Below are 22,715 nucleotides of genomic sequence, written 5' to 3'. Positions count from 1 at the left end.
ATGAACAGCCAACTCACCGCCCTTGCCATCGGCCTGCTGGCCGCGGCCGCCACCTTCAGCGCCGCCGCGCAGCAGCAGGGCGTGACCGACACCGAGATCGTGCTCGGCGACATCCTGCCGCTGAGCGGGCCGCCCGCACTGTTGGGCGTGGCCCACAACCTGGGCGTGAAGGTCGCCGTGGCCGAGGCCAACGCGGCCGGTGGCATCAACGGCCGCAAACTGCGCCTTATCACCGAGGACGACGGCTACGTGCCCTCGCGCACGATCCAGGGCGTGCGCAAGCTGGTCAACAGCGACAAGATCTTCGCCTTCACCTCGATCTCGGGCACGGCGCAGTCGCAGGCGGCCATGTCCATCATCAAGCAGTCGGGCCTGCCGGCCATGGCGCCGATCACCACCTACGAGGGCCTGTACAAGCCTGCCATCAAGAACGTGTTCGCCGTGGGCTACGACATGCGCGAGGCGGTGTACGGCCTGGTCTCGATGATGGCGGACCGCTACCCGAACAAGAAGTGGGCCGTGATCTCGCAAGACGACGAGTACGGCGAGAACGTGCGCGACGGTTTCGAGCGCGTGGCCAAGGAGAAGAAGCTGCAGGTGGTCTCCAGCCAGATCTTCAAGAAAGGCCAGTCGGACTTTTCGTCCGAGATCCTGAAGGTCAAGCAGTCGGGGGCCGAGGCGCTGATGGCCGGCGGCGTGCTGGGCGAGAACATCACCATGACCAAGGAACTGGAGCGCATCGGCCACAAGATTCCGGTGGGCGTGACCTATGTGTCGCGCGTGCCCGCCAGCGCCAAGATGATGGGCAGCGCCGGCGAGAACGTGTACACGGTGGACTACGTGTACCTGGAGAGCTCGCCGGAGGCCAAGGGCTTCATGGACAAGATGGAGAAGTACCTGACGGCCGAGGAGCGCGGCCGCGCGAACCGCTACAGCTTCACCGGCTACGCCGCGACCCGCGCCCTGTTCACGGCCATGGAGCGCTGCGGCAAGGCCCTGACGGCGGACTGCACCAACGCGGAGCTGGCCAAGCTGAAGAACCTGGAGACGGGGGCGATGACGCCGATCGGCTACACCGCCGAGAACCACCTGGCCGCGCCCAAGCTGTTCTTGCTGAAGGCGGACCCGGCGGCGTCGACCTATAAGCTGGCGCAGTGAGCGCCCGGGGCCGGGGAGGGCTCAGCCCTTCTCGGCCAGGAAGCCCTTGAGGAACAGCCGGGACAGCCGGTCGCACAGTTCCTGGGGCTTCACCTCGCCGGAGGGCTTGTACCAGAAGTCGGTCCAGTTCAGCATGCCCAGCAGCATCATGGTGTAGGGCTTGTAGACCGGCTCCGGCAACTCGGGGTTGAGGTCGTGCAGCAGCCGGGTCACCTGTTCGGTCAGCTGGCGCTGCAGGTTGATCAGCGGGGTCTGCTTGGCCTTGGGCAGGAACTTCACATCGTTCATGGCCACCATGTGGCGGCGGCGCGACTGCGCGGACTTCTGCGTGTAGGCCTCCACCACCATCTGCAGCCGCTCGCGCGCGCTGGCCTTGCTCACCAGGGCCTCCTCGATCGCGCCGATCAGGCGCTGCAGGTGTTCCTGCAGCATGGCGAACAGCAGGTCGTCCTTGGTGGGGAAGTAGTGGTACAGCATCGACTTGGTCGCGCCGCAGGCCTTGGCCACGTCCTGCATCTTGGCGGCCGGGTAGCCTTCCTTCGCGAAGATGGCTGCCGCCGAATCCATGATGGCCTGGGCCTTGGTTTCGTAGTCGTCCGAACGGATGCGCGGCATGGGTCCTCCTGGCGAAAAAGAGCGGCGCGAGTGTAGCAAGGCGCCTTGCGGGCCCCACCGCCCGCCCATAAAATAAACCGACACGCCGGACTATGAATGGAAAAGGCCCGGTTTTCCTTGACCCGCATCAACGCCGCTTCACATGACCGAATTCGAATTCCTCGAGCCCGACTTCCTCGATGAGGACCTGCGCATGGTGCGCGACCAGGTGCGTCGCTTCTCCAAGGAACGCATCGTGCCCTTCGCCGACGCCTGGGAGGCCTCGGGCGAGATTCCGCGCGCCCTGTTCCGCGAGCTGGGCGAGCTGGGCTTCCTGGGCATGCGCCACCCGGTGGAATACGGCGGCGGCGGCCTGGGGCCGCTGGCCTCGGTGGTGCTGGGCGAGGAGCTGGCGCGCTCGGGCTACGGCGGCGTGGCCTCGGCGCTCACGGTGCACAGCGACATGTCGATCAGCCACATCGCGCACCGCGGCTCGCACGAGCAGAAGCAGAAGTACCTGCCCGACGCCTGCGCCGGCCGCAAGGTCGGCGCGGTCTGCGTGACCGAACCCGGCGCCGGCTCCGACGTGGCCGGCCTGCGCACGCGCGGCGAGCGCATGGCCGATGGCGGCTGGCTCATCAATGGCTCCAAGACCTTCATCACCAACGGCGTGCATGGCGACATCTACATCGTGGCCGCGCGCACCGACCCCGAGGCCAAGGGCAGCCGTGGCATTTCGCTGTTCATCGTGGAGAAGGACAACCCGGGCCTCAAGATCACGCGCCAGTTCGACAAGCACGGCTGGCGCTCGTCCGACACGGCCGAGCTGTTCTTCGACGACCTGACGTTGCCCGCCGATGCGCTGCTGGGCGAGGAGGGCAAGGGCTTCTACTACATCATGGGCACCTTCCAGAACGAGCGCCTGGTGGTGGGCGCGCTGGTCTCGGGCACCTGCGCGCGCGCCATCGAGCTCACGGTGGACTACGTGCGCCAGCGCCAGGCCTTCGGCAAGTCGCTGTGGGACCAGCAGGTGGTGCGCAACAAGCTGGCCTGGATGGCCTCGAAGGCCGCGGCCGTGCGCGCGCTCACCTACCAGTGCGCGCTCATGATCGAGCAGGGCAAGGACACGGTGCGCGAGGTCTCCATGCTCAAGGCCTTCGGCGCCGAGACCCTGCAGGAGGTGGTGCACACCTGCCTGCAGCTGCACGGCGGCACCGGCTTCATCACCGGCACGCCGGTGGAGCGCATGGCGCGCGACGCGCGCATCCTCACCATCGGTGGCGGCGCCACCGAGGTGATGCTGGAAGAAGTCGCCAAGCGCATGTGACCCATGCCCGGACCGCTCGCCCACCTCACCGTCATCGAGCTCGCGGGCATCGGCCCCGGGCCCTTCGCCTGCATGGTCCTGGCCGACCTGGGCGCCACCGTCGTGCGCGTCGACCGCCTGCCAGGCCCGCCCTCGCGCGGCGGCCTGGAGGACCTGATGCGCAACGACGGCATCGTGGACCGCGGCCGCCAGTCGATCGCCGTGAACACGAAGGACCCGCGCGGCGTGGAGGCCGTGCTCCGGCTGGTCGCATCCGCCGACGTGCTGATCGAGGGCTTTCGCCCCGGCGTGGCCGACAAGCTGGGCCTGGGCCCCGAGGCCTGCCGCGCGCGCAACGCCCGCCTGGTCTATGGCCGCATGACGGGCTGGGGCCAGAGCGGCCCGCTGGCCCAGGCCGCCGGGCACGACCTCAACTACATCGCGCTCAGCGGCGCGCTGCACGCCATGGGCCCGGCCGACCGGCCGCCCGCCCCGCCGCTCAACCTGGTGGGCGACTACGGCGGCGGCGGCATGCTGCTGGTGGTGGGCGTGCTGGCCGCGCTGGCCGAGGCCCAGCGATCGGGCCAGGGCCAGGTGGTGGATGCCGCCATGACCGATGGCGCGGCCCTGCTGATGAGCGCCCAGTACGGGCTGATGGCCAAGGGCTTCTGGCAGGACCGCCGCGAAAGCAACTTCCTCGACGGCGCGGCCCCCTTCTACGGCACCTACGAATGCGCCGACGGGCGCTACGTGTCCGTGGGCGCCATCGAGCCCCAGTTCTACCGGCAGTTGCTCGAGCGCTGCGGCATCGAGGACCCGGCCTTCCAGAGCCAGTGGGCGGCCGGCGAATGGCCCGCGCTGCGCGGGAAGCTGGAAGCGCTGTTTCGCACCCGCACGCGCGACGCCTGGTGCGCGCTGCTGGAGGGGACGGACGCCTGCTTCGCGCCCGTGCTGTCGATGGCCGAGGCGCCCGCGCACCCGCACAACGCCGCGCGCGGCACCTTCGTGCGCGGCGAGGACGGCGTGGTGCAGCCCGCGCCCGCGCCGCGCTTCGACCGCACGCCCGCCCAACTGCCGCAGCGCGCCCCCGTGGTGGGCGCCGACACGCGCGCGCTGCTGGCGCGGGCCGGCTACGCGGCCGCCGACATCGAGGCCCTGTGCGCGGCCGGCGTGGTGCACGCGGCGGAGGCGGTGCGATGAGCGGGCGCCGGCCGCTGCACCTGCGACGCATCCAGTGCGAGGCCTTCGAGCGCGAGGACGGCCTGATCGACCTTGACGGCCTGCTGGTCGACACCAAGCCGCAGCCGCTGCAGTTGGTGCACCGCGCGGTGCCGGCGGGCCAGGCCATCCACCAGATGCGCGTGCGCCTGACCATCGACCGCGAGCGTCGCATCGTCGACGCCCGCGTGTCCAGCGACCACGCGCCCTACCTGGACTGCCGCGGGGTCGAGGCGGCCTACCGACAGCTCGTGGGCCTGCGCATCGAGCCAGGCTTCACCCTGGCGGTCAAGCGCCTGTTCCGCGGCACGGCGGGCTGCACCCACATGACCGAGCTGCTGCCGACCCTGGCCAGCACGGCCTTCCAGGTGCTGTGGGCCAGCGGCGATTTCGCCGACACCGAGGCGGCGGCTGGCGCGCGTGGCCATTCGCCGCTGGGCGGCTGTCACGCGCTGCGCCTGGACGGCGCGGTGGTGCGCACCCACTTCAAAGAACACGCCCGGGAGACCCCGCCATGAAGCCTGCCGTCCTGTTCGAGTCGCGCGAAGGCATCGCCACGCTCACGCTCAACGAAGGCGATCGCCTCAACCCCCTCAGACCCGAGCTGCAGCAGGGCGCGCTGGACGCCTTGCGCCGCGTGCGCGAGGACCGGTCCATCCGCGCCCTCATTCTCACCGCCGCCGGTCGCGCCTTCTGCGTGGGCGCCGACCTGAACGACTTCAGCGAACGCGCGAAGGACGCCTCGCGCGGCTCGCTGGGCACGCAGGTGGGCCAGATGCTGGACGAGACCGGCAACCCCCTGGTGGCCGAGCTGCGGTCCCTGCCCGTGCCGGTGGTCTGCGCCGTCAACGGCGTGGCGGCGGGCGGCGGCGTGGGCCTGGCCCTGGCGGCCGACCTGGTGATCGCCGCGCGCTCGGCCTACTTCTACCTGCCCTTCGTGCCCGCGCTGGGCGCCGTGCCCGACATGGGCGCGAGCTGGGCGCTGCCGCGCGCCGTCGGCCGCGCTCGCGCGCTGGGTCTGGCGCTGCTGGGCGACAAGCTGGACGCGCCGCGCGCGGCCGATTGGGGCCTGATCTGGGCCTGCGTGGACGACGCCGCGCTGGCGCCGCAAGCCTGGGCCCTGGCCAGGCGCCTGGCCGCGCTGCCGGCGCACGCCATCGCCGAGACCCGCGCGCTGTTCGCGGCCAGCGAGCGCAACCACCTGGTGCAGCAGCTGGCGCTGGAGCGCGAGCGCCAGGCCGAGCTGATCGACGGCGAGTCCTTCGCCGAGGGCATGCGCGCCTTCATCGAGCGGCGGCCACCGGTGTTTCGCGGGCGGGACTGAACCGCCGCCCGGGCGCCGTGTAAGGTGGGCGGGATGAGCCCCCCGTGCCGCCACCTGGTCGTCGTGCTCGGCGACCAACTCGATCCCCAGAGCAGTGCCTTCGATGGCTTCGACGCCACGCGCGACCGCGTGTGGATGTGCGAGGCCGCCGAAGAGAGCACGCACGTCTGGAGCAGCCAGCAGCGCATCGTGCAGTTCCTGGCCGCGATGCGGCACTTCGCGGCCGCGCTGCGCGAGCGGGGCCTGCCGATCGACTACCAGACCCTGCGCGAAGGCGGCCTGGCCGATGCGCTGGGCGAGGCGGTCGCGCGCTGGCGCCCGCAGCGCGTGCGGCTCACCTGGCCGGGCGACTGGCGGGTGCTGCAGGCCCTGCGCCTGGCGGTGGGCGACACGCCGCTCGATCTGCTGGAGGACCGGCACTTCTTCTGCAGCACCGAGCGCTTCGCCCGGCACGCGCGCGGGCGGCGGCGCTTGCGCCTGGAGTCCTTCTACCGCGAGATGCGGCGAGAACACGGCGTGCTCATGGACGGCGACGGCCCCTGCGGCGGCGTCTGGAACCTCGACGGCGAGAACCGGGCGGCCTTCGGCGCGCAGGGCCCGGGCTTCTTGCCGCCGCCCGCGCGCTTCGAGCCCGACGCGCTCACCGCGGAGGTGATCGCGCTGGTGCGCGCCCGCTTCGGCGACCATCCCGGTCAGGCCGAACCGTTCGGCTGGCCCGTGACGCGCGCGCAGGCGCTGCAGGCGATGCGCCAGTTCATCGACGAGCGTCTGGCGCACTTCGGCCACTGGCAGGACGCGATGTGGGGTGGCGAGCCCTGGCTCTACCACGCGCAGCTCTCGGCGGCGCTCAACCTCAAGCTGCTGCATCCGCGCGAACTGGTCGCCGCCGCCGAGGGCGCCTGGCGCGCGGGGCGCGTACCCCTCGCCTCGGCCGAGGGTTTCATCCGCCAGATCCTGGGCTGGCGCGAGTACGTGCGCGGCGTCTACTGGCTGAAGATGCCGGCGTACGCCGACCACAACGCGCTGGACGCGCGGCGGGCGTTGCCGGCCTGGTACTGGAGCGGCGACACGCCCATGCGCTGCCTGTCCGATGCCATCGGGCAGACGCTGCGCCACGGCTATGCGCACCACATCCAGCGCCTCATGGTCACCGGCCTGTTCGCGCTGCTGTACGGCGTGGAGCCGAAGCAGGTGCACGCCTGGTACCTCAGCGTCTACGTGGACGCGGTCGAATGGGTCGAACTGCCCAATACGCTGGGCATGAGCCAGTACGCCGACGGCGGCCTGCTCGCCAGCAAGCCCTACATCGCCACCGGCCGCTACATCGAGCGCATGAGCGACCATTGCCGCGGCTGCCGTTTCGATCCCGGACAGCGCACGGGTGAGCGTGCCTGCCCGTTCACCACCCTGTATTGGGACTTCCTGGTGCGCCACGCGGCGCGCTTCGCGGCGCACCCTCGGCTGGCGCCGCAGCTCCGGCACCTCGATCGGATCGGCCCCGAAGAGCGCGCCGCCATCGCCGCGCGCGCCGCCTGGGTGCGCGCCGGCGGTCTGGGCTGAGGCGCCGCCTCAGAGCGCCGTCGCCAGCCAGGTGTAGAGCGGGATGCCCAGCAGGATGTTGAGCGGGAAGGTCAGGCCCAGCGACAGGCCCAGGTAGAGCGAGGGGTTGGCCTCGGGCACGGCGTGCCGCAGCACGGCGGGGACCACGATGTAGGACGCGCTGGCGCTCAGCACCATCAGCAGGGCCGTGTCGGCCGGCGGCAGCCCGAGCAGGCGCGCCAGGGCGAGGGCGATGGCCGCGTGCGTCAGCGGGCCCAGGACCGCATAAGCGATGAGCACCGGCGAGGCGCGCCGCGCGTCGGCGAAATTGCGCGCCACCAGCAAGCCCATGTCGAGCAGGAAGAAGGCCAGCAGCCCCTTGAACAGGTCGCCCGCGAAGGGCTGCATCACGGCCCGGCCGGCGTCGCCGCTGACCCAGCCCACCACCAGCGAGCCCAGCAGCAGGAGCTGCGCGCCGTCGGTGAAGGACTCCCGCAGGATGCCGCGCAGCGGCGTGCCGCCGGCCCCGGCCCCCGGTGAGAGGGCGGCCTGTCCGGCGCCGACCACGATCGCTGCGCGCGAAGCGTGGCGCGCGGCGTTGGCCAGCAGCACCGCCATCAGGATCGCGGGCGACTCCATCAGCACCATGGCCACGGTCATGTGCCCGCCCGGCGCCAGCCCCAGGTTCTCCAGGTGCTGCGTGGCGGCGACGAAGCTCACCGCGCTGACCGAGCCGTAGGCCGCGGCCACGGCGGCGGCGTCGAAGTGGGAGACGCGGTGCCGCAGGAAGGCGTACCCCAGCGCGGGCACCAGGAAGGCCATGAACAGCGCCGCGGCCAGGCTGCCGAGCATGGCCGGCGTGAGGCCCGCGGCGGCCAGCGCGAAGCCGCCCTTGAGGCCCAGCGCCATCAGCAGGTAGAGCGAGAGGAATTTGCCGATGGCGGGCGGGATCTCCAGGTTGGAGCGCAGGGCGCCGGCGAATACGCCGAAAACGAAGAACAGGATCGCGGGGTCCAGCAGGCCGGTCATGGGGAAGCTCCAGGTTGGCCGGCATGCTAGGCAATGCCGCATGCTTCGTAAAATCGATTTGTTCTGGCGTTCACATAGGGAAAAGTCTATGAACGTGAGTTTTCGGCAGTTGCGCCTGTTCCTTGCCCTGCACGAAACCGGCAGCGTGAGCGGCGCCGCGCGGGCCATGCACGTCACCCAGCCCACCGCCTCCATGCAGCTGCGCGAGATCGGCGAGGCCGTGGGACTGCCGCTGTACGAGGTGATCGGCCGCAAGGTGCACCTCACGCCGGCCGGGCACGACCTGGCCCGGACCGCGCGCGCCATGGTGCGCGAGTGGGACAGCTTCGGCCAGGAGGTGGCGGCCACCAAGGGCCTGGCGCGCGGCCGGCTGAAGGTCTCGGTGGTGAGCACCGCCAAGTACTTCGTGCCGCGCCTGCTGGGGCGCTTCTGCCACAAGCACCCGGCCATCGACGTCGCGCTGGAGGTGCTCAACCGCGACGGCGTGGTGCAGCGCATGCGCGAGAACCTCGACGACCTCTACATCATGTCCATGCCGCCCGCGGACCTCGCGGTCGAGGGCGAGGTGTTCATGGCCAATCCCCTGGTCGTGATCGCCGCCGCGCGCCACCCGCTGGCCCGCGGCCAGGGCCTGGCGCTGCGCGCGCTGGCCGAGCAGCGCTTCATCCTGCGCGAGCGTGGCTCGGGCACGCGCATGGCCAGCGACCGGCATTTCCGTGCCGAGCGCTTCGTGCCCGATGTGCGCATGGAGCTGGGCAGCAACGAGGCCATCAAGGAGGCGGTGGCCGGTGGGCTGGGCCTGGGCGTGGTGTCGCAGCACGCGCTGCACGGCCACTCGCGCGAGCACGGCGTGGTGGTGCTCGACGTGCAGGGTTTTCCGATCGCCTCGCAATGGAGCATCGTGCACCTGGCCGGCAAGCGCCTGTCCCCCATCGCCCTGGCGTTTCGCGACCACCTGCTCGGACACGCCCGCTGAGGGCCGGGCCCCGCGCGCGCGGCCGTGGCGAGGGCGCCCGCGCGGCCGGGTCTTTCAGGCCGGAGTTGTTGCGACTGGCTATCATTTGCCGCGATACCTCCCCGACGCGCCCCGCGGCGCCTCGCGCGCGCCGTGCCGCCCGCGCTTTCCACGCTGTTCCCATGCCCGAATCCGATCGAACGCCCGCGCTCCCGTCTCACCGTTCCTGGGCGCGCGGCCTGCTCTGGCTGGGCCTGCTGTTGGCCGCGGGCGCGGCGGCCTGGTGGTTTTTGCTGCGCCCGCCGCAGACGCCGCCGCCCGCGCCCAGCCAGTGGCGCGGCCCGGTGGCGGTGCGCGTGGAGCCGGCCCGCACCGAAGACTTCACGGTGCAGGCGCGCGCCGTCGGCACGGTGGCGCCCTACAACACGGTGGTGGTGCGCAGCCGCGTCGCGGGCCAGCTGGCCCGCGTGCTGGTGCGCGAAGGCCAGCGCGTGGCGCGCGGCCAGTTGCTGGCCGAGATCGACCCCGAACCGCTGCGCGTGGCGCTGGCCCAGGCTCAGGGTCAGCAGCAGCAGAACCTGGCCCAGCTGCGCAATGCCGAGAGCGAGCTCGCGCGCTACGAACAGCTGTTCACGCGCGATGCCATCGCCCGCCAGCAGCTGGACCGCCAGGCCGCGCTGGTGCAGCAACTGCGCGGCACGCTCAAGGCCGACCAGGCGCAGGTGGACAACGCGCGGCTGCAGCTCTCCTACACCCGCATCGAGGCGCCCATCGCGGGCCGCGTGGGCCTGCGCCGGGTGGACGCCGGCAACCTGATCGCCGCCAACGACGCCAACGGCCTGTTCACGCTCACGCAGACGCAGCCCGTGGCCGTGCTCTTCAGCGTGCCCGAGCCCCAGGTGGCCGACGTGCGCGCCGCGCACGCGGACAAGACCCCGGCCGTGGTCGAGGCCTGGGACCGCGACAACCGCCAGCGCCTGGCCATCGGCCGCCTCGACACGCTGGACAACCAGATCGACGCGGCCACCGCCACGCTGCGCCTGAAGGCGCGCTTCGAGAACGCGGACGACGCGCTCTTTCCGAACCAGTTCGTCAACGTGCGCCTGGCGCTGCGCCAGCTGCCCGGCGCGGTGACCATCCCCACCGACGCCGTGCAACACGGCTCGCGCGGCAGCTACGTCTACGTCATCGCCGACAACAAGGCCCGCGTGCGCGACCTCGTGCTGGGCCCGGCCAGTGGCGGGCGCACCGTGGTGACGAAGGGCCTGGCCGAGGGCGAACCGGTGGTGCTCGAAGGCCTGGACCGCCTGGAGGAAGGCCGCGCGGTGAAGGTGGTGCAGGCCACCGAGCTGCCGGCGAACTCGCCGCTCGCGCCGGACGCCGCCCCGCGCTGAGAGCGTCGCCATGTCCGCCGCGCCCTCGCTCTCGCGCCCCTTCATCCTTCGGCCGGTGGCGACCTCGCTGCTGATGCTGGCGGTGCTGATCGCCGGCCTGCTGGCCTGGCGCCAGCTGCCGGTGTCCGCGCTGCCACAGGTGGACTACCCGGTCATCCAGGTCTTCACCTTCCAGCCCGGCGCCAGCCCCGACGTCACCGCGCGCACCGTCACCGCGCCGCTGGAGCGCCGGCTCGGCCAGATCCCGGGCCTGGCGCAGATGTCGTCCACCAGTTCGGGCGGCGCCTCGGTCATCACCCTGAAGTTCGCGCTGGAGGTGGACCTGGGCGTGGCCGAGCAGGATGTGCAGGCCGCGCTGCAGAGCGCCAACAGCCTGCTGCCGTCCGACCTGCCGGCGCCGCCGATCTACCGCAAGGTGAATCCGGCGGACGTGCCCATCCTCACCCTGGCCATATCGTCCGAGACCCTGCCGCTGCCGCGCGTGGTCGACCTGGTGGACACGCGCATGGCGGGCCAGCTCTCGCGCCTGCCCGGTGTCGGCCTGGTCAGCCTGGCGGGCGGGCAGCGCCCGGCCATCCGGGTGATGGCCAACAGCCGCGCGCTGGCGGCCAACGGCCTCACCCTGGAGGAGCTGCGCACGGCCATCGCCGCCGCCAACAACAACCAGCCCAAGGGCAGCTTCGACGGCGAGCTGCGCAGCACCATGCTCGACGCCAACGACCAGCTGCGCTCGGTGGCCGAGTACCGGCGCCTGATCGTGGCCTGGCGCGACGGCGCGCCGCTGCGCCTGGCCGACGTGGCCCAGGTGGAAGAGGGCGCCGAGGACCGGTTCCTGGCCGCCTGGGCCGGCATGGCCTGCGTCCCGGGCCAGGCCGGCGGCTGTGGCCTGGCGCCGGCCGTGCTGCTCAACATCCAGCGCCAGCCCGGCGCCAACGTCATCGCCGTGGCCGACCAGGTGCGCGCGCTGCTGCCGCAGCTCACGGCCACGCTGCCGGCCACGGTGAAGGTGCAGGTGGTGTCCGACCGCACCGAGAGCATCCGCGCCTCGGTGCGCGACGTGCAGAAGGAGCTGCTGTTCGCCATCGCGCTGGTGGTGCTGGTCACCTTCGTCTTCCTGCGCACGCCGGCGGCCACGCTCATTCCCAGCGTGGCCGTGCCGCTGTCGCTGGTGGGCACGTTCGCGGCCATGCTGCTGCTGGGCTACTCGCTCAACAACCTGAGCCTGATGGCGCTGACCATCGCCACCGGCTTCGTGGTGGACGACGCCATCGTGATGCTGGAGAACATCGCGCGCCACCGCGAGCAGGGCGCGGGGCCCATGGAGGCGGCGCTCAAGGGCGCCAGCGAGATCGGCTTCACCCTGGTCTCGCTCACGGTCTCGCTGGTGGCGGTGCTGATCCCGCTGCTGTTCATGGCCGACGTGGTGGGCCGCCTGTTCCACGAGTTCGCCGTCACCCTGGCCGTGGCCATCGCCATCTCCCTGGTGGTCTCGCTCACGCTCACGCCCATGATGGCCGCGCGCCTGCTGCCGCGCCCGCCCGCGCACGGCGAGGATCGCGACTGGCAGGGCGAACGCCGGGCCGCCCCAAGTTCGCCCGCCCCCCTTGGGGGGGAAGCCGGGCTTGCCCCGGTGCGGGGGGCGCTTGACGGCACCATCGAGCGCTACGGCCAGGCGCTCGACTGGGTGCTCGCGCGCCAGCCCCTGGCCCTGCTGGCGCTGGCCGCCACGCTGCTGCTCACCGGCCTGCTCTACCTGGCCGTGCCCAAGGGCTTCTTCCCGGTGCAGGACGCGGGCGCGATCCAGGTGGTGACCGAAGCGCCGCAGAGCGTGTCCTTCGGTGCCATGGCCGAGCGCCAGCGCGCGCTGGCCGAGGCGCTGCTGGCCGAAGCGCCGGTGCAGAGCATCGCGTCGTACATCGGCGTGGATGGCAGCAACGCCACGCTCAACAGCGGGCGCATGCTGATCACGCTGGCGCCACACGCGCAACGCGCGGTCTCGGCCGGCGAGCTGATCGAGCGCCTGCGCGAGCGCGCGCGCGGCGTGGGCGGCATCCAGGCCTGGTTCCAGCCGGTGCAGGAGCTGGGCATGGAAGACCGCATCAGCCGCACGCAGTACCAGTTCACCCTCAGCTCGCCCGACAGCGCGCTGCTGGCCGAGTGGAGCGAGCGCCTGTTGCAGGCCCTGGCGCAGCGGCCCGAGCTGGCCGACGTGGCCGGCAACCTGCAGCGCGAGGGCCTGCAGGCCTACCTGGAGGTGGACCGCGACGCCGCCGCCCGCCTGGGCCTGCGCATGAGCGACATCGCCTCCGCGTTGCAGAGCGCCTTCGGCCAGCGCCAGGTCAGCACCCTGTTCACGCACGCCAGCCAATACCGCGTGGTGCTGGAGAGCGACGACGCGGCGCGCGGTGGCCTGCAGGCGCTGGAGGGGGTGTACGTGCGGCCCGCGACCGGTGCGAGTGGCGCGGCCGATGCGCGTCCGGTGCCACTGTCCGCCGTGGCGCGCGCGGTGGAGCGGCGCGCGCCGCTGGCCATCGAGCACCAGGGCCAGTTCCCGGCCGTCACCCTGTCCTTCAACCTCGCGCCCGGCCATTCGCTGGGCGAGGCCGTGGCCGCCATCGACACCGTGCGGCGCCAGATCGAGCTGCCGATCGCCGTGGAGCTGGCCTTCCAGGGCGCGGCCGAGGGCTTTCGCAGCTCGCTGACCAATACGCTGTGGTTGATACTGGCCGCCGTGGTGGTGATGTACCTGGTGCTGGGCATGCTGTACGAAAGCGCGGTGCACCCGCTGACCATCCTGTCCACGCTGCCCTCGGCCACGGTGGGCGCGCTGGCCGCGCTGCTGCTGGCGGGCCGGCCGCTGGACCTGATCGCGGTGATCGGCGTGGTGCTGCTGATCGGCCTGGTGAAGAAGAACGGGATCATGATGGTGGACTTCGCGCTCGACGCCCAGCGCCGACTGGGCCTGTCGCCGCGCGAGGCGATCCACCGCGCCGCGCTGCTGCGCTTTCGCCCCATCCTCATGACCACGCTGGCCGCGCTGTTCGGTGCCGTGCCCCTCATGCTGGCCAGCGGCTCGGGCGCCGAGCTGCGCCAGCCGCTGGGCATCGTCATGGTGGGCGGCCTGGTCGTGAGCCAGGTGCTCACCCTGTTCACCACGCCGGTGGTCTACCTGGCCTTCGACCGCCTGGCGCGCCGCCGCGCCGCGCGCGCCCCGCTGGCCTGAGCCGCCATGCACGCGCTGGCCCGCTTCTTCATCCGCCGCCCCATGGGCAGCGCGATGCTGGCCGCCGCCATCGTGCTCACTGGCCTGCTGGCCCTGCGGCTGCTGCCGGTGGCGCCGCTGCCGCGTGTGGACTTCCCCGTCATCCAGGTGCGCGCCAGCCTGCCCGGCGCCAGCCCCGAGAGCATGGCGTCCACCGTGGCCGCGCCGCTGGAGCGTGCGCTGGGCAGCATCGCCGGCGTCACCAGCATCCGCTCCAGCAGCAACCAGGGCAGCACCGGCGTGACGCTGCAGTTCGACCTGAACCGCGACATCGACGACGCGGCGCGCGAGGTGCAGGCCGCCATCAACGCGGTGCGCGGGCAATTGCCTTCCGGCATGGTGGGCAATCCCAGCTTCGTGAAGGTCAATCCCTCGCAGGCGCCCATCATGGCGCTGGCCCTGTCCTCGCCGCGGCTGCCCCCGTCGGCGCTGTACGACAACGCGTCCACCGTGCTCGCGCAGAAGCTTGCGCAGGTGGCCGGCGTGGGCGAGGTCACGGTGGACGGTTCCTCGCTGCCGGCGGTGCGCGTGCAGGTGCAGCCCCAGGCGCTGGCGCACCGCGGCCTGTCGCTGGACGACGTGCGCCGCGCGATCGCCGACGCCAACGCCTGGCGGCCCGTCGGCGCGGTGGAGCGCGACGCCTCGCGCTGGCAGATCGCGCTGCCGGCGCCGCTGCGCACGGCGGCCGATTTTTCGACGCTGGTGGTGCGCAACGAAGGCGGCGCGCTGGTGCGCCTGTCCGACGTGGCCGAGGTCAGCGACTCGGTGGAGAACCGCTACACCGCCGGCTACCACAACAACCGCCCCGCCGTGGTGCTGCTGGTGAGCCGGCGGCCGGGCGCCAACATCGTGCAGACCGTCGACGCCATCCACGCGCAGCTGCCGCAGCTGCGCGCCCTGCTGCCGGCCGACACGCAGCTCAGCGTGGTGATGGACCGCTCGCCCGGCATCCGCGCCACGCTGCGCGAGGGCCGCTTCACCCTCGTCCTGAGCTGCCTGCTGGTGATGGCCGTGGTCTGGGCCTTCCTCGGCAGCCTGCGCACGGCGCTCATCCCCGCGCTGGCCCTGCCGGTGTCGCTGGTCGGCGCGCTGGCGGCCATGTGGTGGCTGGGCTTTTCGCTCAACAACCTGTCGGTGATGGCCTTGATCGTGGCCGCCGGCCTGGTGGTGGACGACGCCATCGTGGTGCTGGAGAACATCCAGCGGCACCTCGAGCGCGCGCGCGCCGCCCAGGCCGCCGCCGGCCAGCGCGAGATCGGCCGGCGCACCGTCTGGCGCGCCGCCTTCACCGGCGCGGGCGAGGTCGGCTTCACCCTGCTCGCCATGAACGGCGCGCTGATCGTGGTCTTCGTCTCCACCCTGTTCATGGGCGGCGTGGTGGAGCGCCTGTTCCGCGAGTTCTCCCTCACCCTGGTGGCGGCCATGCTGATCTCGCTGGCCGTGTCGGTCACGCTCACGCCGGCGCTGTGTGCGCATGGCCTGCCGGCCGGCCCGCGCACGCGCGCGCCGGGCCCGCTGGCGCGCCTCATCGCCACCGCGCTGGCCGACGTGCAGGCCGGCTACGCGCGCAGCCTGGCCTTCGCGCTGCGCCACCACTGGCTCACCCTGCTGCTGCTCGTGGGCACGGTGGCGCTCAACGTCTGGCTCTACGTGGCCATCCCCAAGGGCATGCTGCCGCAGCAGGACACCGGCCAGCTCAGCGGCTTCGTGCGCGGCGACGATGGCTTCTCCTTCCAGGGCATGCAACCCAAGGTGGAGGCCTACCGCCGCCTGCTGGTGGCCGACCCGGCCGTGGCCGACGTGACCGGGGTCAGTGGCGGGCGCACCGGCACCAGCAACTCCTGGTTCCGCATCCGCCTCAAGCCCCTGGCCGAGCGCGGCGAGCCGGCCTCGGCCGTGGTCGCGCGCCTGCGCGCCGCCGCCCCGCCCATTGCCGGCGGCATCCTGTTCGTGTCGGTCGACCAGGACATCCGGCTGGCCAGCGGCGGCGGCGACGGCGAGTACCTGTTCGTCATGCGCTCCGACTCGCTGGCCGACCTGCGCCAGTGGACGCGCCCGGTGGGCGAGGCGCTGCGCGCGCTGCCCGAACTGGCCGGCGTGGACTTCGGCGCCGGCGAGGACGCGCAGCAGGTGGTGCTGCAGGTGGACCGCGAGGCCGCGCGCCGCCTGGGCGTGGGCATGGACACGGTGACCACCGCGCTCAACAACGCCTTCTCGCAGCGCCAGGTGGCCACGCTGTACGACGCGCTGAACCAGTACCGCGTGGTCATGGAGGCCGACCCGCGCGGCAACAGCGAGCCGAGCGCGCTGGAGGAGGTGCAGCTGCTCAACGGCGCGGGCCAGCGCGTGCCGCTCAGCGCCATCGCCACCTGGCGCTATGGCCTCACGCGCGACCGCGTGCAGCACGACGCGCAGTTCGCCTCCGCCGGCATCAGCTACGGCCTGGCGCCGGGCGTGAGCCTGCAGCAGGCGCAGGCGGCCATCGAGCGCGCCGTCAACGGCCTGCTGTTGCCCACCAGCCTCTCCACCGGCGAGCGCGCGGGCGACCCGAACAGCCTGCAGGCCACGCTCAAGCGCCAGCCCTGGCTGATCCTGGCCGTGCTGGTCACCGTCTACCTGGTGCTGGGCATGCTCTACGAAAGCCTGTTGCACCCGCTGACCATCCTGTCCACCCTGCCCTCGGCCGGCGTGGGCGCGCTGCTGGCGCTGCGGATCTCGGACACCGAGTTCAGCCTGATCGCGTTGCTGGGCCTGTTCCTGCTGATCGGCGTGGTGATGAAGAACGCCATATTGATGATCGACTTCGCCCTCGCCGCGCAGCGCCGGCGCGGCCTGGCGCCGCGCGACGCCATCCACGAGGCCGCGCTGCGCCGCCTGCGCCCCATTCTCATGACCAATCTGGCCGCGCTGCTGGGCGCGGTGCCGCTGGTGCTGGGCCTGGGCGAAGGCTCGGAACTGCGCCGCCCGCTGGGCATCGCCATCATCGGCGGCCTGGCCATGAGCCAGCTGCTCACGCTCTACACCACGCCGGTGGTCTACCTGATGCTGGAACGGCTGCGCGCGCGGCTGAGCCCCTTGCCCGCGGGCGCGTCCGCCGCCACGCCCGCCTGACGCCATGCCACCTTCGTCTCTGTTCGCCTCGATGTCGCCTCGCCTCGCGCTCGCCGCCCTGCCGCTGTTCCTGGCCGCGTGCGCCAGCGGCACGCGCGAGGCGCCCGCGCCGCGCATCGAATTGCCACCCGGCTTCCACCACGCCAACGCCGACCGCAGCGCGCCGGCCGCGCCCATCGACCCCGAGTGGTGGCGCGCCTATGGCGACCCCGAACTCGACGCCCTGTTGCGCCGCGTGGCCGAATCCAACCCCGAGCTCGCGCGGGCCGAGGCGCGCTGGCGCCAGGCCCGGGCGCAGGTGGACGCGGCGCGCGCGCTGGCGCTGCCGCAGCTCGGCGCGGGCGCGTCGGTCACGCGCCGCGGCGGCGGTGCCAGCACCGGCGCGCGGCGGCTCTACGACGCCGGTCTCGACCTGTCCTGGGCGCCCGACCTCTGGGGCCGCGCCGCGCGCTCGCGCGAGGCCGCGGCGGCCGATGCCGACGCGCAGGCCGCGCTGCTCGACGCCGCGAGACTGGCGCTGCAGCTGGCCGCCGCGCAAGGCTACGTTCGCCTGCGCGCGCTCGACGCCCAGCTGGCGCTGCAGGCCGAGGCCGAGGTCGCCTACACGCGCTCGCTGCAGATCACGCGCCTGCAGTACGAGGCTGGCCTGGTCGCGCGTGCCGACGTCATCCAGGCCGACACGCAGCTGCAGTCCCTGCGCACCCAGGCCTTCACCCTCCAGCGCCAGCGCGCGCTGGAGGCCAATGCGCTCGCGCTGCTGGCCGGTGCCACGCCCACGGACTTTCCCGTGGCGGCGCGTGAGGGCGCCTTGCCCGCGGTGCCGCCCGTGCCCGCCGCGCTGCCCGCCGAGTTGCTGCGCCGCCGCCCGGACCTGGCCGCCGCCGGGCGCCAACTCGCCGCCGCGCACGCGCGCCTGGGCCTCGCGCAAACCGCCTGGCTGCCGGACCTCACGCTGTCGGCCAGTGCCGGCTGGCAGTCGACGGGCTTCGCGCGCCTGCTCGACGCGCCGTCGCGCGTGTGGTCGCTGGGCCCGCGCCTCGCGGCCACCTTGTTCGACGGCGGCGCGCGCCGCGCCAACGAAGCCCTGTTCGGCGCCGCCTACGACGAGCAGGCCGCGGCCTGGCGCGCGGGCGTGCTCGCCGCGGTGCGCGAAACCGAGGACGCGCTCGCGCAACTCGCCACCCTGGCCGAGCAGGAACGCCAACAGGCGCGCCTGGTGGAACTGGCCAGCGAGAACGAGCGCGTGGTCGGTTACCGCTACGAGGCGGGCGAAATCAGTTTCCTGGAAGTGGCCACCGCGCAGAACCTGGCGCTGTCGGCGCGTCGCGCCGCGCTGGACGTGCGGGCCCAGCGGCTGGCGGCGAGCATGGCCTTGGTGGCGGCGCTGGGGGGCGGCTGGCAGCCGACGCCTTGAGTGCCCCTGCCGTGCGGCATGGCCGCGTCGGGCCAGCGGTCATTGGCCCGTTGGGTGCGCCGAATCCCAGGACAGCACGCACAGCCTGACCGACAGCTGCGGGGCAAACCAGGGGAGGGGGCCGCTGGGCGCCTGGATCGACAGGCCGAGGACCCGGTCTTCCGGGCGGCTCTCGGCATTGAAGAAGCGCGCCGCCGCTTCGGTGGAGACCAGCGCGGGTGACAGCAGGAAGCCGGTCTGGCCCGCCTCGCGCAGGTAACGGAAGTCGGCACTCCCCGTCGGGGTGGCCATCGTCATGCGAAGGGCGGGGGGGCCGGTCAGCACGCCCAGGACCCGCCCGAGCCAGGTGCTGGCGACCTCGATCTCGGCCCAGACCGCTTGATCCGGACCCACCCAGGGAACCAGCACGGGCTGATCGAATTCCACGTCGGCCGTGCGGCACACCTCGGACTGGGTCAGCGGCGACGCACGGCGCGTCAACAGCAGGGCGTTCGGTGCCTGCCGGTCCAGCCGGTATTGCCGGCGGTAGGCGGCCAGGGCGAGCGGATCCTCCTGCGCGGCGTAGCGACCATCGATGGGCTCGACGCTGAACACCACCGACCGCGGCGCCTGCGGGCTGGCGAGGAAGTCCGCGTTGCGCTCGGACATATAGCGGCTGGTCGCGAAGTAGGACTGAAAGGCGGGTCGCGTGGCGATCGGCAGCCCGGACGCGTAGGCCAGACTGAACTCGAAGGGGAAGACGTCCATCGGTCCTTCGATATCAGCAAACGGAATGGCCGAGCGCGCCTGCGCGACCGCCATCGCCTGGAGACGACCCAACTCGGCGTTCAGGAGGGTTCCGTAGCCGGGGTCCACCACGCGGCGGACGCGATCCTCCACCGTGTGGGCATACCCCTTGATGAACCCCACCTGGTACAGCGATGCCGTGATGTAGGTGACCAGCGCGGCCGCTGCAACGGCCACCGCGGCGATCACGCGCCGCTGGTTGCGGGTCATGCGGTCGACGCTGGGGCTCCAGAGTTGCACCAGGCACACGAAGGCCAGCGCGAGAAACGCGTTGCCGGGGTGGGCACCGTGCCGCACAAAGCCCATCTTGTAGGCGACCAGCAGATACCCCAGCGTGAGGAGGCTGAGCACGGTGCTGGCGGCATGGGTCATGCGCAGGGTCGTCGCGACCAGGACCGCCGCGCCAGCGATGTAGGCGCCGTGCAGCGCCAGCGGCGCGGGCAGTCCCATGTCCGCGTTGTAGGCCAGCGAGACATCGACATACCCGCGCACGAAGTCGGCAAAGCCCGAGACCTGCTGGCCCGACAGCCAGAACAGCAAGACGACGGACAAGCCGAAACACACGGGGACGATGGGCCTGTAGTCCCGCACGCTGAAGCGGTAGAGGCTCGCCAAGGCAATGGCGGGCACGGTGAAGAACAGGGCATTCGCCTTGACCAGGCAGGCAAACGCGGCGCCGAAGGCGAGCAGAATGGACAGCGCGAGTTGCGCCGCATGGCCTGGCTGTCTGCGGCACTCGTGGTGGCACAGCAGCAAGGCCGGCAGGAGCAGGTACACATCCCGCCACATCAGCAGGTGCAGGGTCAGGCCGCACCAGGCCAGCAGGGCCCACACACTCCGGATGCGCAGTACCGAGAAACAACCGATGCCCAGGATCAGCAGGTAGACGGCCCGGTAGAGCAGCTTTTCCGGATGGGACGACTCGACGTATATGGCCGATTCAATAAAGGACAAAGGTCCGTAATTGAATAGGATCTGACTTCCGTGTTGCAGCTGGTTGTCGTGGGCGTATGCCAGCATGGCGTGCCAGGACAGATCGAGCCCCCGCATGGACGGTGCGTAGACCACGTCGATCAGGTAGGCCAGAACGAACAGCGCGCCAGTGACCGGCACGGCAAAAGAGAATAGTCGGGCCTTCATGTCGTGCTTGTGCCGCGCGGGTGCTGACTAATGTTGGAAAGGCCCGTGTGAGCTCGCCGTGCCAGCACATGGTCCGGCCAACACCCATGGTAGCATCGCCCACCATGCCTCCGTACCGCCCCTCTGTTGCAGTGCCATTCCAAGGCATTGGGCGCCAAGGCATTTCCCCAGGCATCTTTGCGCGCCAATCCATGCAATGTATGGATGAGGGCGCCGGCGGGGCCTTCGGCCGCGGCATGGCATGCCGGCCGGACAGGCGCGAAGTCCGGGTGCGCGGCGAACGCGTGGCGGCCGAGGCGGGCTGATGGAGTTGCACGGCTGGGGCCGCTATCCGAGGCAGGAAGCCCAGGTGGTCGAGCCCTTGTCGGGACAGCACTGCCTGCGTGCGGTGTCTGGCACCTCGCCACTGATTGCTCGCGGACTGGGCCGCAGCTACGGCGACAGCGCGCTGGGCCCACAGGTTCTTTCAACGCGCCTGCTGGATCAGCTTCATGCCTTTGATCCGGAGACGGGTTTGCTGTCGTGCGCCGCGGGTACTTCGCTGGACGACATTCTGCGAACCTTTGTCCCCCGTGGCTGGTTCCTGCCGGTCATGCCCGGCACGCGCTTCATCACCGTGGGCGGTGCCATCGCCAGTGACGTTCATGGAAAGAACCACCACCGCGATGGCACGTTCAGCGCGCATGTGGCGTCCATTCGGATTCTGTTGGGCAATGGAGAGTGTGTCGGGGCTTCCCCATCGGACAAGGCCGAGCTTTTTCACGCCACCTGTGGCGGGATGGGGCTGACCGGCGTCATCGTGTCCGCCGTGTTGCGGCTCAAGCGAATCGCCGCCAGCGACATCCTGGAGACGCGGATCAAGGCGCCCAGCCTCGACGCTGTTCTCGAGGCATTCGATGCGCACGCCGCCAGCGCCTATTCGGTTGCCTGGATCGACTGCATGGCGCGCGGCGCCAGCCTGGGCCGCTCCATTCTGGTCACGGCCGAGCCGTGCGTTGATGGCCCGCTGGTGGCACGGCGGGTCAAGGCCCCTGGCGTGCCCATCGAAATGCCCTCGGGCCTGCTTCGCCGGCCGTTGGCCAGGATGGTCAACGCCACGTATTACCGGCGGGCGCGCGCGCAGGCCCAAACGAAGCGAAAGCCGTTCGAATCATTCTTTGCCCCTTTGGATGCGATGGCCGGGTGGAGCGGCTGGTATGGCCGGTCGGGATTCCTTCAGTACCAGTTGGTTCTGCCCAAAGAAGCCGGCGCGACCGGATTGCGGGAAATACTCCAACGCATTGGCCAGTCCGAACTGGGTGCCTTTCTCGCCGTCCTGAAACTGTTTGGCGACGCGAACGCCAACCCCTTGAGCTTTCCCATGACGGGGTACTCGCTGGCCGTGGATTTCAAGGCGGAAGGGGCCGCATTCGAACTGCTCGATCGGTTGGACGGCGTCGTCGCGGCGCACGGGGGGCGACTCTATCTCGCCAAGGACGCTCGCATGAGCGCGGCCACGTTCAAGGCGGGCTACCCACGGTGGCAGGCGTTCGAAGAGGTGCGCGCACGCTGGCATGCCCACGGCAAGTTCATGTCGACCCAGTCCCGCCGGTTGGGTCTGGCCTGAGCGAGCGCCCGGCCCCCGCAACGCCCTTCACGTTCATCCCCAGCCCCCAAACATGACCAGGATTTTGATCATCGGTGCGACATCGGCCATCGCGAAGGCGACCGCGCGCCTGTGGGCGTGCGAAGGGCATGCGCTCTACCTGGTCGGGCGCGACAAGGACCGTCTGCACGAGATCGCGGACGATCTCAGGGTCCGCGGCGCGCGTTCCGTCGCCTGCGCTGCCCTGGACGTGAACGACCTGGCGCGGCATGCCGACGTGATCGATGCCGCCGCCGGCGCGCTGGGGGGGCTCGATGTGGCCCTCATCGCCCACGGCACGCTGGGGGACCAGAAGGCCTGCGAGCAAGATGTCCGGATCGCGCTCCAGGAACTGAACACCAACGCCCTCAGTGTCATTTCACTGCTCACGCACCTGGCCAACCGATTCGAAGCGCAGCGGCACGGCTCGATCGTCGTTCTCGGTTCGGTGGCCGGCGAACGCGGCCGGCAGTCCAACTACGTGTACGGCACCGCGAAAAGCGCGGTGGCGACGTTCATGCAAGGCGTGCGCAACCGATTGCACCGGTCTGGCGTCCAGGTGCTGACGGTCAAGCCCGGGTTCGTGGACACGCCGATGACGGCCGCCTTTGACAAGAAGGGGCCGCTCTGGAGTCCCCCGGACGCCATCGCCCGCGCCGTTCTCCGCGGGGTGGCCAAGCGACGCGATGTCGTTTACGCACCGTGGTACTGGTGGGGCGTGATGCTGGTCATTCGGTCGATCCCAGAGCGCCTCTTCAAAAGGCTGTCGCTCTGACCCGTCCTGCCGGTGTTCGCCTTCGCGGTGTTCGCGTTCTACGGTCTTCGGCCATGCTTCGCGACCACCGGCGTGGGCTCGCTGTA

The 22,715-nt window shown here is 71.4% G+C and carries 16 protein-coding genes; 13 read left to right on the top strand and 3 right to left on the bottom strand.

The genetic code is table 11. The annotated features are described in order from the left end of the window. Positions 1 to 1,158 (top strand): ABC transporter substrate-binding protein, encoded by a 1,158-nt coding sequence (locus SOM08_RS20550; RefSeq protein WP_322469634.1) that lies wholly within the window; start codon positions 1 to 3, stop codon positions 1,156 to 1,158. 21 nt (positions 1,159 to 1,179) lie between these two features. Here SOM08_RS20550 and SOM08_RS20545 read toward each other — a convergent pair whose 3' ends face one another. Beyond that, positions 1,180 to 1,773 (bottom strand): TetR/AcrR family transcriptional regulator, encoded by a 594-nt coding sequence (locus SOM08_RS20545; RefSeq protein WP_070399268.1) that lies wholly within the window; start codon positions 1,771 to 1,773, stop codon positions 1,180 to 1,182. Positions 1,774 to 1,915: 142 nt separating this feature from the next. Here SOM08_RS20545 and SOM08_RS20540 point away from each other — a divergent pair, with 142 nt between their 5' ends. Genes SOM08_RS20540 through SOM08_RS20520 form a run of 5 tightly spaced genes read left to right on the top strand, consistent with a single transcriptional unit; the run spans position 1,916 to position 7,160 of the window. After that, complete coding sequence (locus SOM08_RS20540; protein ID WP_322469633.1) at positions 1,916 to 3,079, top strand: acyl-CoA dehydrogenase family protein; 1,164 nt, start codon at positions 1,916 to 1,918, stop codon at positions 3,077 to 3,079. 3 nt (positions 3,080 to 3,082) lie between these two features. Continuing rightward, positions 3,083 to 4,258 (top strand): CaiB/BaiF CoA-transferase family protein, encoded by a 1,176-nt coding sequence (locus SOM08_RS20535; protein WP_322469632.1) that lies wholly within the window; start codon positions 3,083 to 3,085, stop codon positions 4,256 to 4,258. After that, positions 4,255 to 4,794, top strand: coding sequence for a DUF2889 domain-containing protein (locus SOM08_RS20530; protein WP_322469631.1), 540 nt, complete (start codon positions 4,255 to 4,257; stop codon positions 4,792 to 4,794). The genes SOM08_RS20535 and SOM08_RS20530 overlap by 4 nt, the downstream gene beginning before the upstream one ends. Next, the gene (locus SOM08_RS20525; protein WP_116960186.1) at positions 4,791 to 5,600 is read left to right on the top strand and encodes an enoyl-CoA hydratase-related protein; all 810 of its coding nucleotides are present in this window, start codon (positions 4,791 to 4,793) and stop codon (positions 5,598 to 5,600) included. The genes SOM08_RS20530 and SOM08_RS20525 overlap by 4 nt, the downstream gene beginning before the upstream one ends. A gap of 33 nt (positions 5,601 to 5,633) precedes the next feature. Beyond that, on the top strand, positions 5,634 to 7,160 hold the full coding sequence (locus tag SOM08_RS20520; RefSeq protein ID WP_322469630.1) for a cryptochrome/photolyase family protein: 1,527 nt from the start codon (positions 5,634 to 5,636) through the stop codon (positions 7,158 to 7,160). A gap of 9 nt (positions 7,161 to 7,169) precedes the next feature. Here the strand turns inward: SOM08_RS20520 and SOM08_RS20515 are convergent, their stop codons facing one another. Continuing rightward, positions 7,170 to 8,168: a sodium-dependent bicarbonate transport family permease gene (locus SOM08_RS20515; RefSeq protein ID WP_322469629.1), complete on the bottom strand. Its 999-nt coding sequence runs from the start codon at positions 8,166 to 8,168 to the stop codon at positions 7,170 to 7,172. Positions 8,169 to 8,256: 88 nt separating this feature from the next. Here SOM08_RS20515 and SOM08_RS20510 point away from each other — a divergent pair, with 88 nt between their 5' ends. The 5 genes from SOM08_RS20510 to SOM08_RS20490 all read left to right on the top strand — a co-directional run bounded on the left by SOM08_RS20510 (position 8,257) and on the right by SOM08_RS20490 (position 18,304). Beyond that, positions 8,257 to 9,144 carry a LysR family transcriptional regulator gene (locus SOM08_RS20510; RefSeq protein WP_322469628.1) on the top strand — a complete coding sequence of 296 codons (888 nt, stop codon included), beginning with the start codon at positions 8,257 to 8,259 and terminating at the stop codon, positions 9,142 to 9,144. A 161-nt stretch (positions 9,145 to 9,305) separates the two neighbouring features. Beyond that, positions 9,306 to 10,517: an efflux RND transporter periplasmic adaptor subunit gene (locus SOM08_RS20505; protein WP_116960190.1), complete on the top strand. Its 1,212-nt coding sequence runs from the start codon at positions 9,306 to 9,308 to the stop codon at positions 10,515 to 10,517. 10 nt (positions 10,518 to 10,527) lie between these two features. Further along, on the top strand, positions 10,528 to 13,740 hold the full coding sequence (locus SOM08_RS20500; protein WP_116960191.1) for an efflux RND transporter permease subunit: 3,213 nt from the start codon (positions 10,528 to 10,530) through the stop codon (positions 13,738 to 13,740). Between the two features lie 6 nt (positions 13,741 to 13,746). After that, positions 13,747 to 16,890: an efflux RND transporter permease subunit gene (locus SOM08_RS20495; protein ID WP_322469627.1), complete on the top strand. Its 3,144-nt coding sequence runs from the start codon at positions 13,747 to 13,749 to the stop codon at positions 16,888 to 16,890. Positions 16,891 to 16,894: 4 nt separating this feature from the next. Continuing rightward, the gene (locus SOM08_RS20490) at positions 16,895 to 18,304 is read left to right on the top strand and encodes an efflux transporter outer membrane subunit (protein ID WP_322469626.1); all 1,410 of its coding nucleotides are present in this window, start codon (positions 16,895 to 16,897) and stop codon (positions 18,302 to 18,304) included. A 39-nt stretch (positions 18,305 to 18,343) separates the two neighbouring features. On the opposite strand, the gene SOM08_RS20485 is transcribed toward SOM08_RS20490, so the two are convergent. Further along, on the bottom strand, positions 18,344 to 20,230 hold the full coding sequence (locus SOM08_RS20485; protein ID WP_322469625.1) for a hypothetical protein: 1,887 nt from the start codon (positions 20,228 to 20,230) through the stop codon (positions 18,344 to 18,346). Between the two features lie 304 nt (positions 20,231 to 20,534). Between SOM08_RS20485 and SOM08_RS20480 the strand changes: the two genes are divergently transcribed. Next, on the top strand, positions 20,535 to 21,836 hold the full coding sequence (locus tag SOM08_RS20480; RefSeq protein WP_322469624.1) for an FAD-binding oxidoreductase: 1,302 nt from the start codon (positions 20,535 to 20,537) through the stop codon (positions 21,834 to 21,836). Positions 21,837 to 21,888: 52 nt separating this feature from the next. Further along, complete coding sequence (locus SOM08_RS20475; RefSeq protein WP_322469623.1) at positions 21,889 to 22,629, top strand: SDR family oxidoreductase; 741 nt, start codon at positions 21,889 to 21,891, stop codon at positions 22,627 to 22,629. The last annotated feature ends 86 nt before the right edge of the window (positions 22,630 to 22,715 follow it).

This window comes from Hydrogenophaga sp. SNF1 (assembly GCF_034421675.1).
Lineage (GTDB): Bacteria > Pseudomonadota > Gammaproteobacteria > Burkholderiales > Burkholderiaceae_C > Hydrogenophaga > Hydrogenophaga borbori.
Note: the sequence above shows the minus strand (reverse complement) of the source record. Positions and strands in the feature narration are given on the sequence as shown.

What these genes read in the sequence shown, in the direction of transcription:
- SOM08_RS20550 (WP_322469634.1), top strand. Translation starts at nt 1, where the DNA reads ATGAACAGCCAACTCACCGCCCTTGCCATCGGCCTGCTGGCCGCGGCC.
- SOM08_RS20545 (WP_070399268.1), bottom strand. Translation starts at nt 1,773, where the DNA reads ATGCCGCGCATCCGTTCGGACGACTACGAAACCAAGGCCCAGGCCATC.
- SOM08_RS20540 (WP_322469633.1), top strand. Translation starts at nt 1,916, where the DNA reads ATGACCGAATTCGAATTCCTCGAGCCCGACTTCCTCGATGAGGACCTG.
- SOM08_RS20535 (WP_322469632.1), top strand. Translation starts at nt 3,083, where the DNA reads ATGCCCGGACCGCTCGCCCACCTCACCGTCATCGAGCTCGCGGGCATC.
- SOM08_RS20530 (WP_322469631.1), top strand. Translation starts at nt 4,255, where the DNA reads ATGAGCGGGCGCCGGCCGCTGCACCTGCGACGCATCCAGTGCGAGGCC.
- SOM08_RS20525 (WP_116960186.1), top strand. Translation starts at nt 4,791, where the DNA reads ATGAAGCCTGCCGTCCTGTTCGAGTCGCGCGAAGGCATCGCCACGCTC.
- SOM08_RS20520 (WP_322469630.1), top strand. Translation starts at nt 5,634, where the DNA reads ATGAGCCCCCCGTGCCGCCACCTGGTCGTCGTGCTCGGCGACCAACTC.
- SOM08_RS20515 (WP_322469629.1), bottom strand. Translation starts at nt 8,168, where the DNA reads ATGACCGGCCTGCTGGACCCCGCGATCCTGTTCTTCGTTTTCGGCGTA.
- SOM08_RS20510 (WP_322469628.1), top strand. Translation starts at nt 8,257, where the DNA reads ATGAACGTGAGTTTTCGGCAGTTGCGCCTGTTCCTTGCCCTGCACGAA.
- SOM08_RS20505 (WP_116960190.1), top strand. Translation starts at nt 9,306, where the DNA reads ATGCCCGAATCCGATCGAACGCCCGCGCTCCCGTCTCACCGTTCCTGG.
- SOM08_RS20500 (WP_116960191.1), top strand. Translation starts at nt 10,528, where the DNA reads ATGTCCGCCGCGCCCTCGCTCTCGCGCCCCTTCATCCTTCGGCCGGTG.
- SOM08_RS20495 (WP_322469627.1), top strand. Translation starts at nt 13,747, where the DNA reads ATGCACGCGCTGGCCCGCTTCTTCATCCGCCGCCCCATGGGCAGCGCG.
- SOM08_RS20490 (WP_322469626.1), top strand. Translation starts at nt 16,895, where the DNA reads ATGCCACCTTCGTCTCTGTTCGCCTCGATGTCGCCTCGCCTCGCGCTC.
- SOM08_RS20485 (WP_322469625.1), bottom strand. Translation starts at nt 20,230, where the DNA reads ATGAAGGCCCGACTATTCTCTTTTGCCGTGCCGGTCACTGGCGCGCTG.
- SOM08_RS20480 (WP_322469624.1), top strand. Translation starts at nt 20,535, where the DNA reads ATGGAGTTGCACGGCTGGGGCCGCTATCCGAGGCAGGAAGCCCAGGTG.
- SOM08_RS20475 (WP_322469623.1), top strand. Translation starts at nt 21,889, where the DNA reads ATGACCAGGATTTTGATCATCGGTGCGACATCGGCCATCGCGAAGGCG.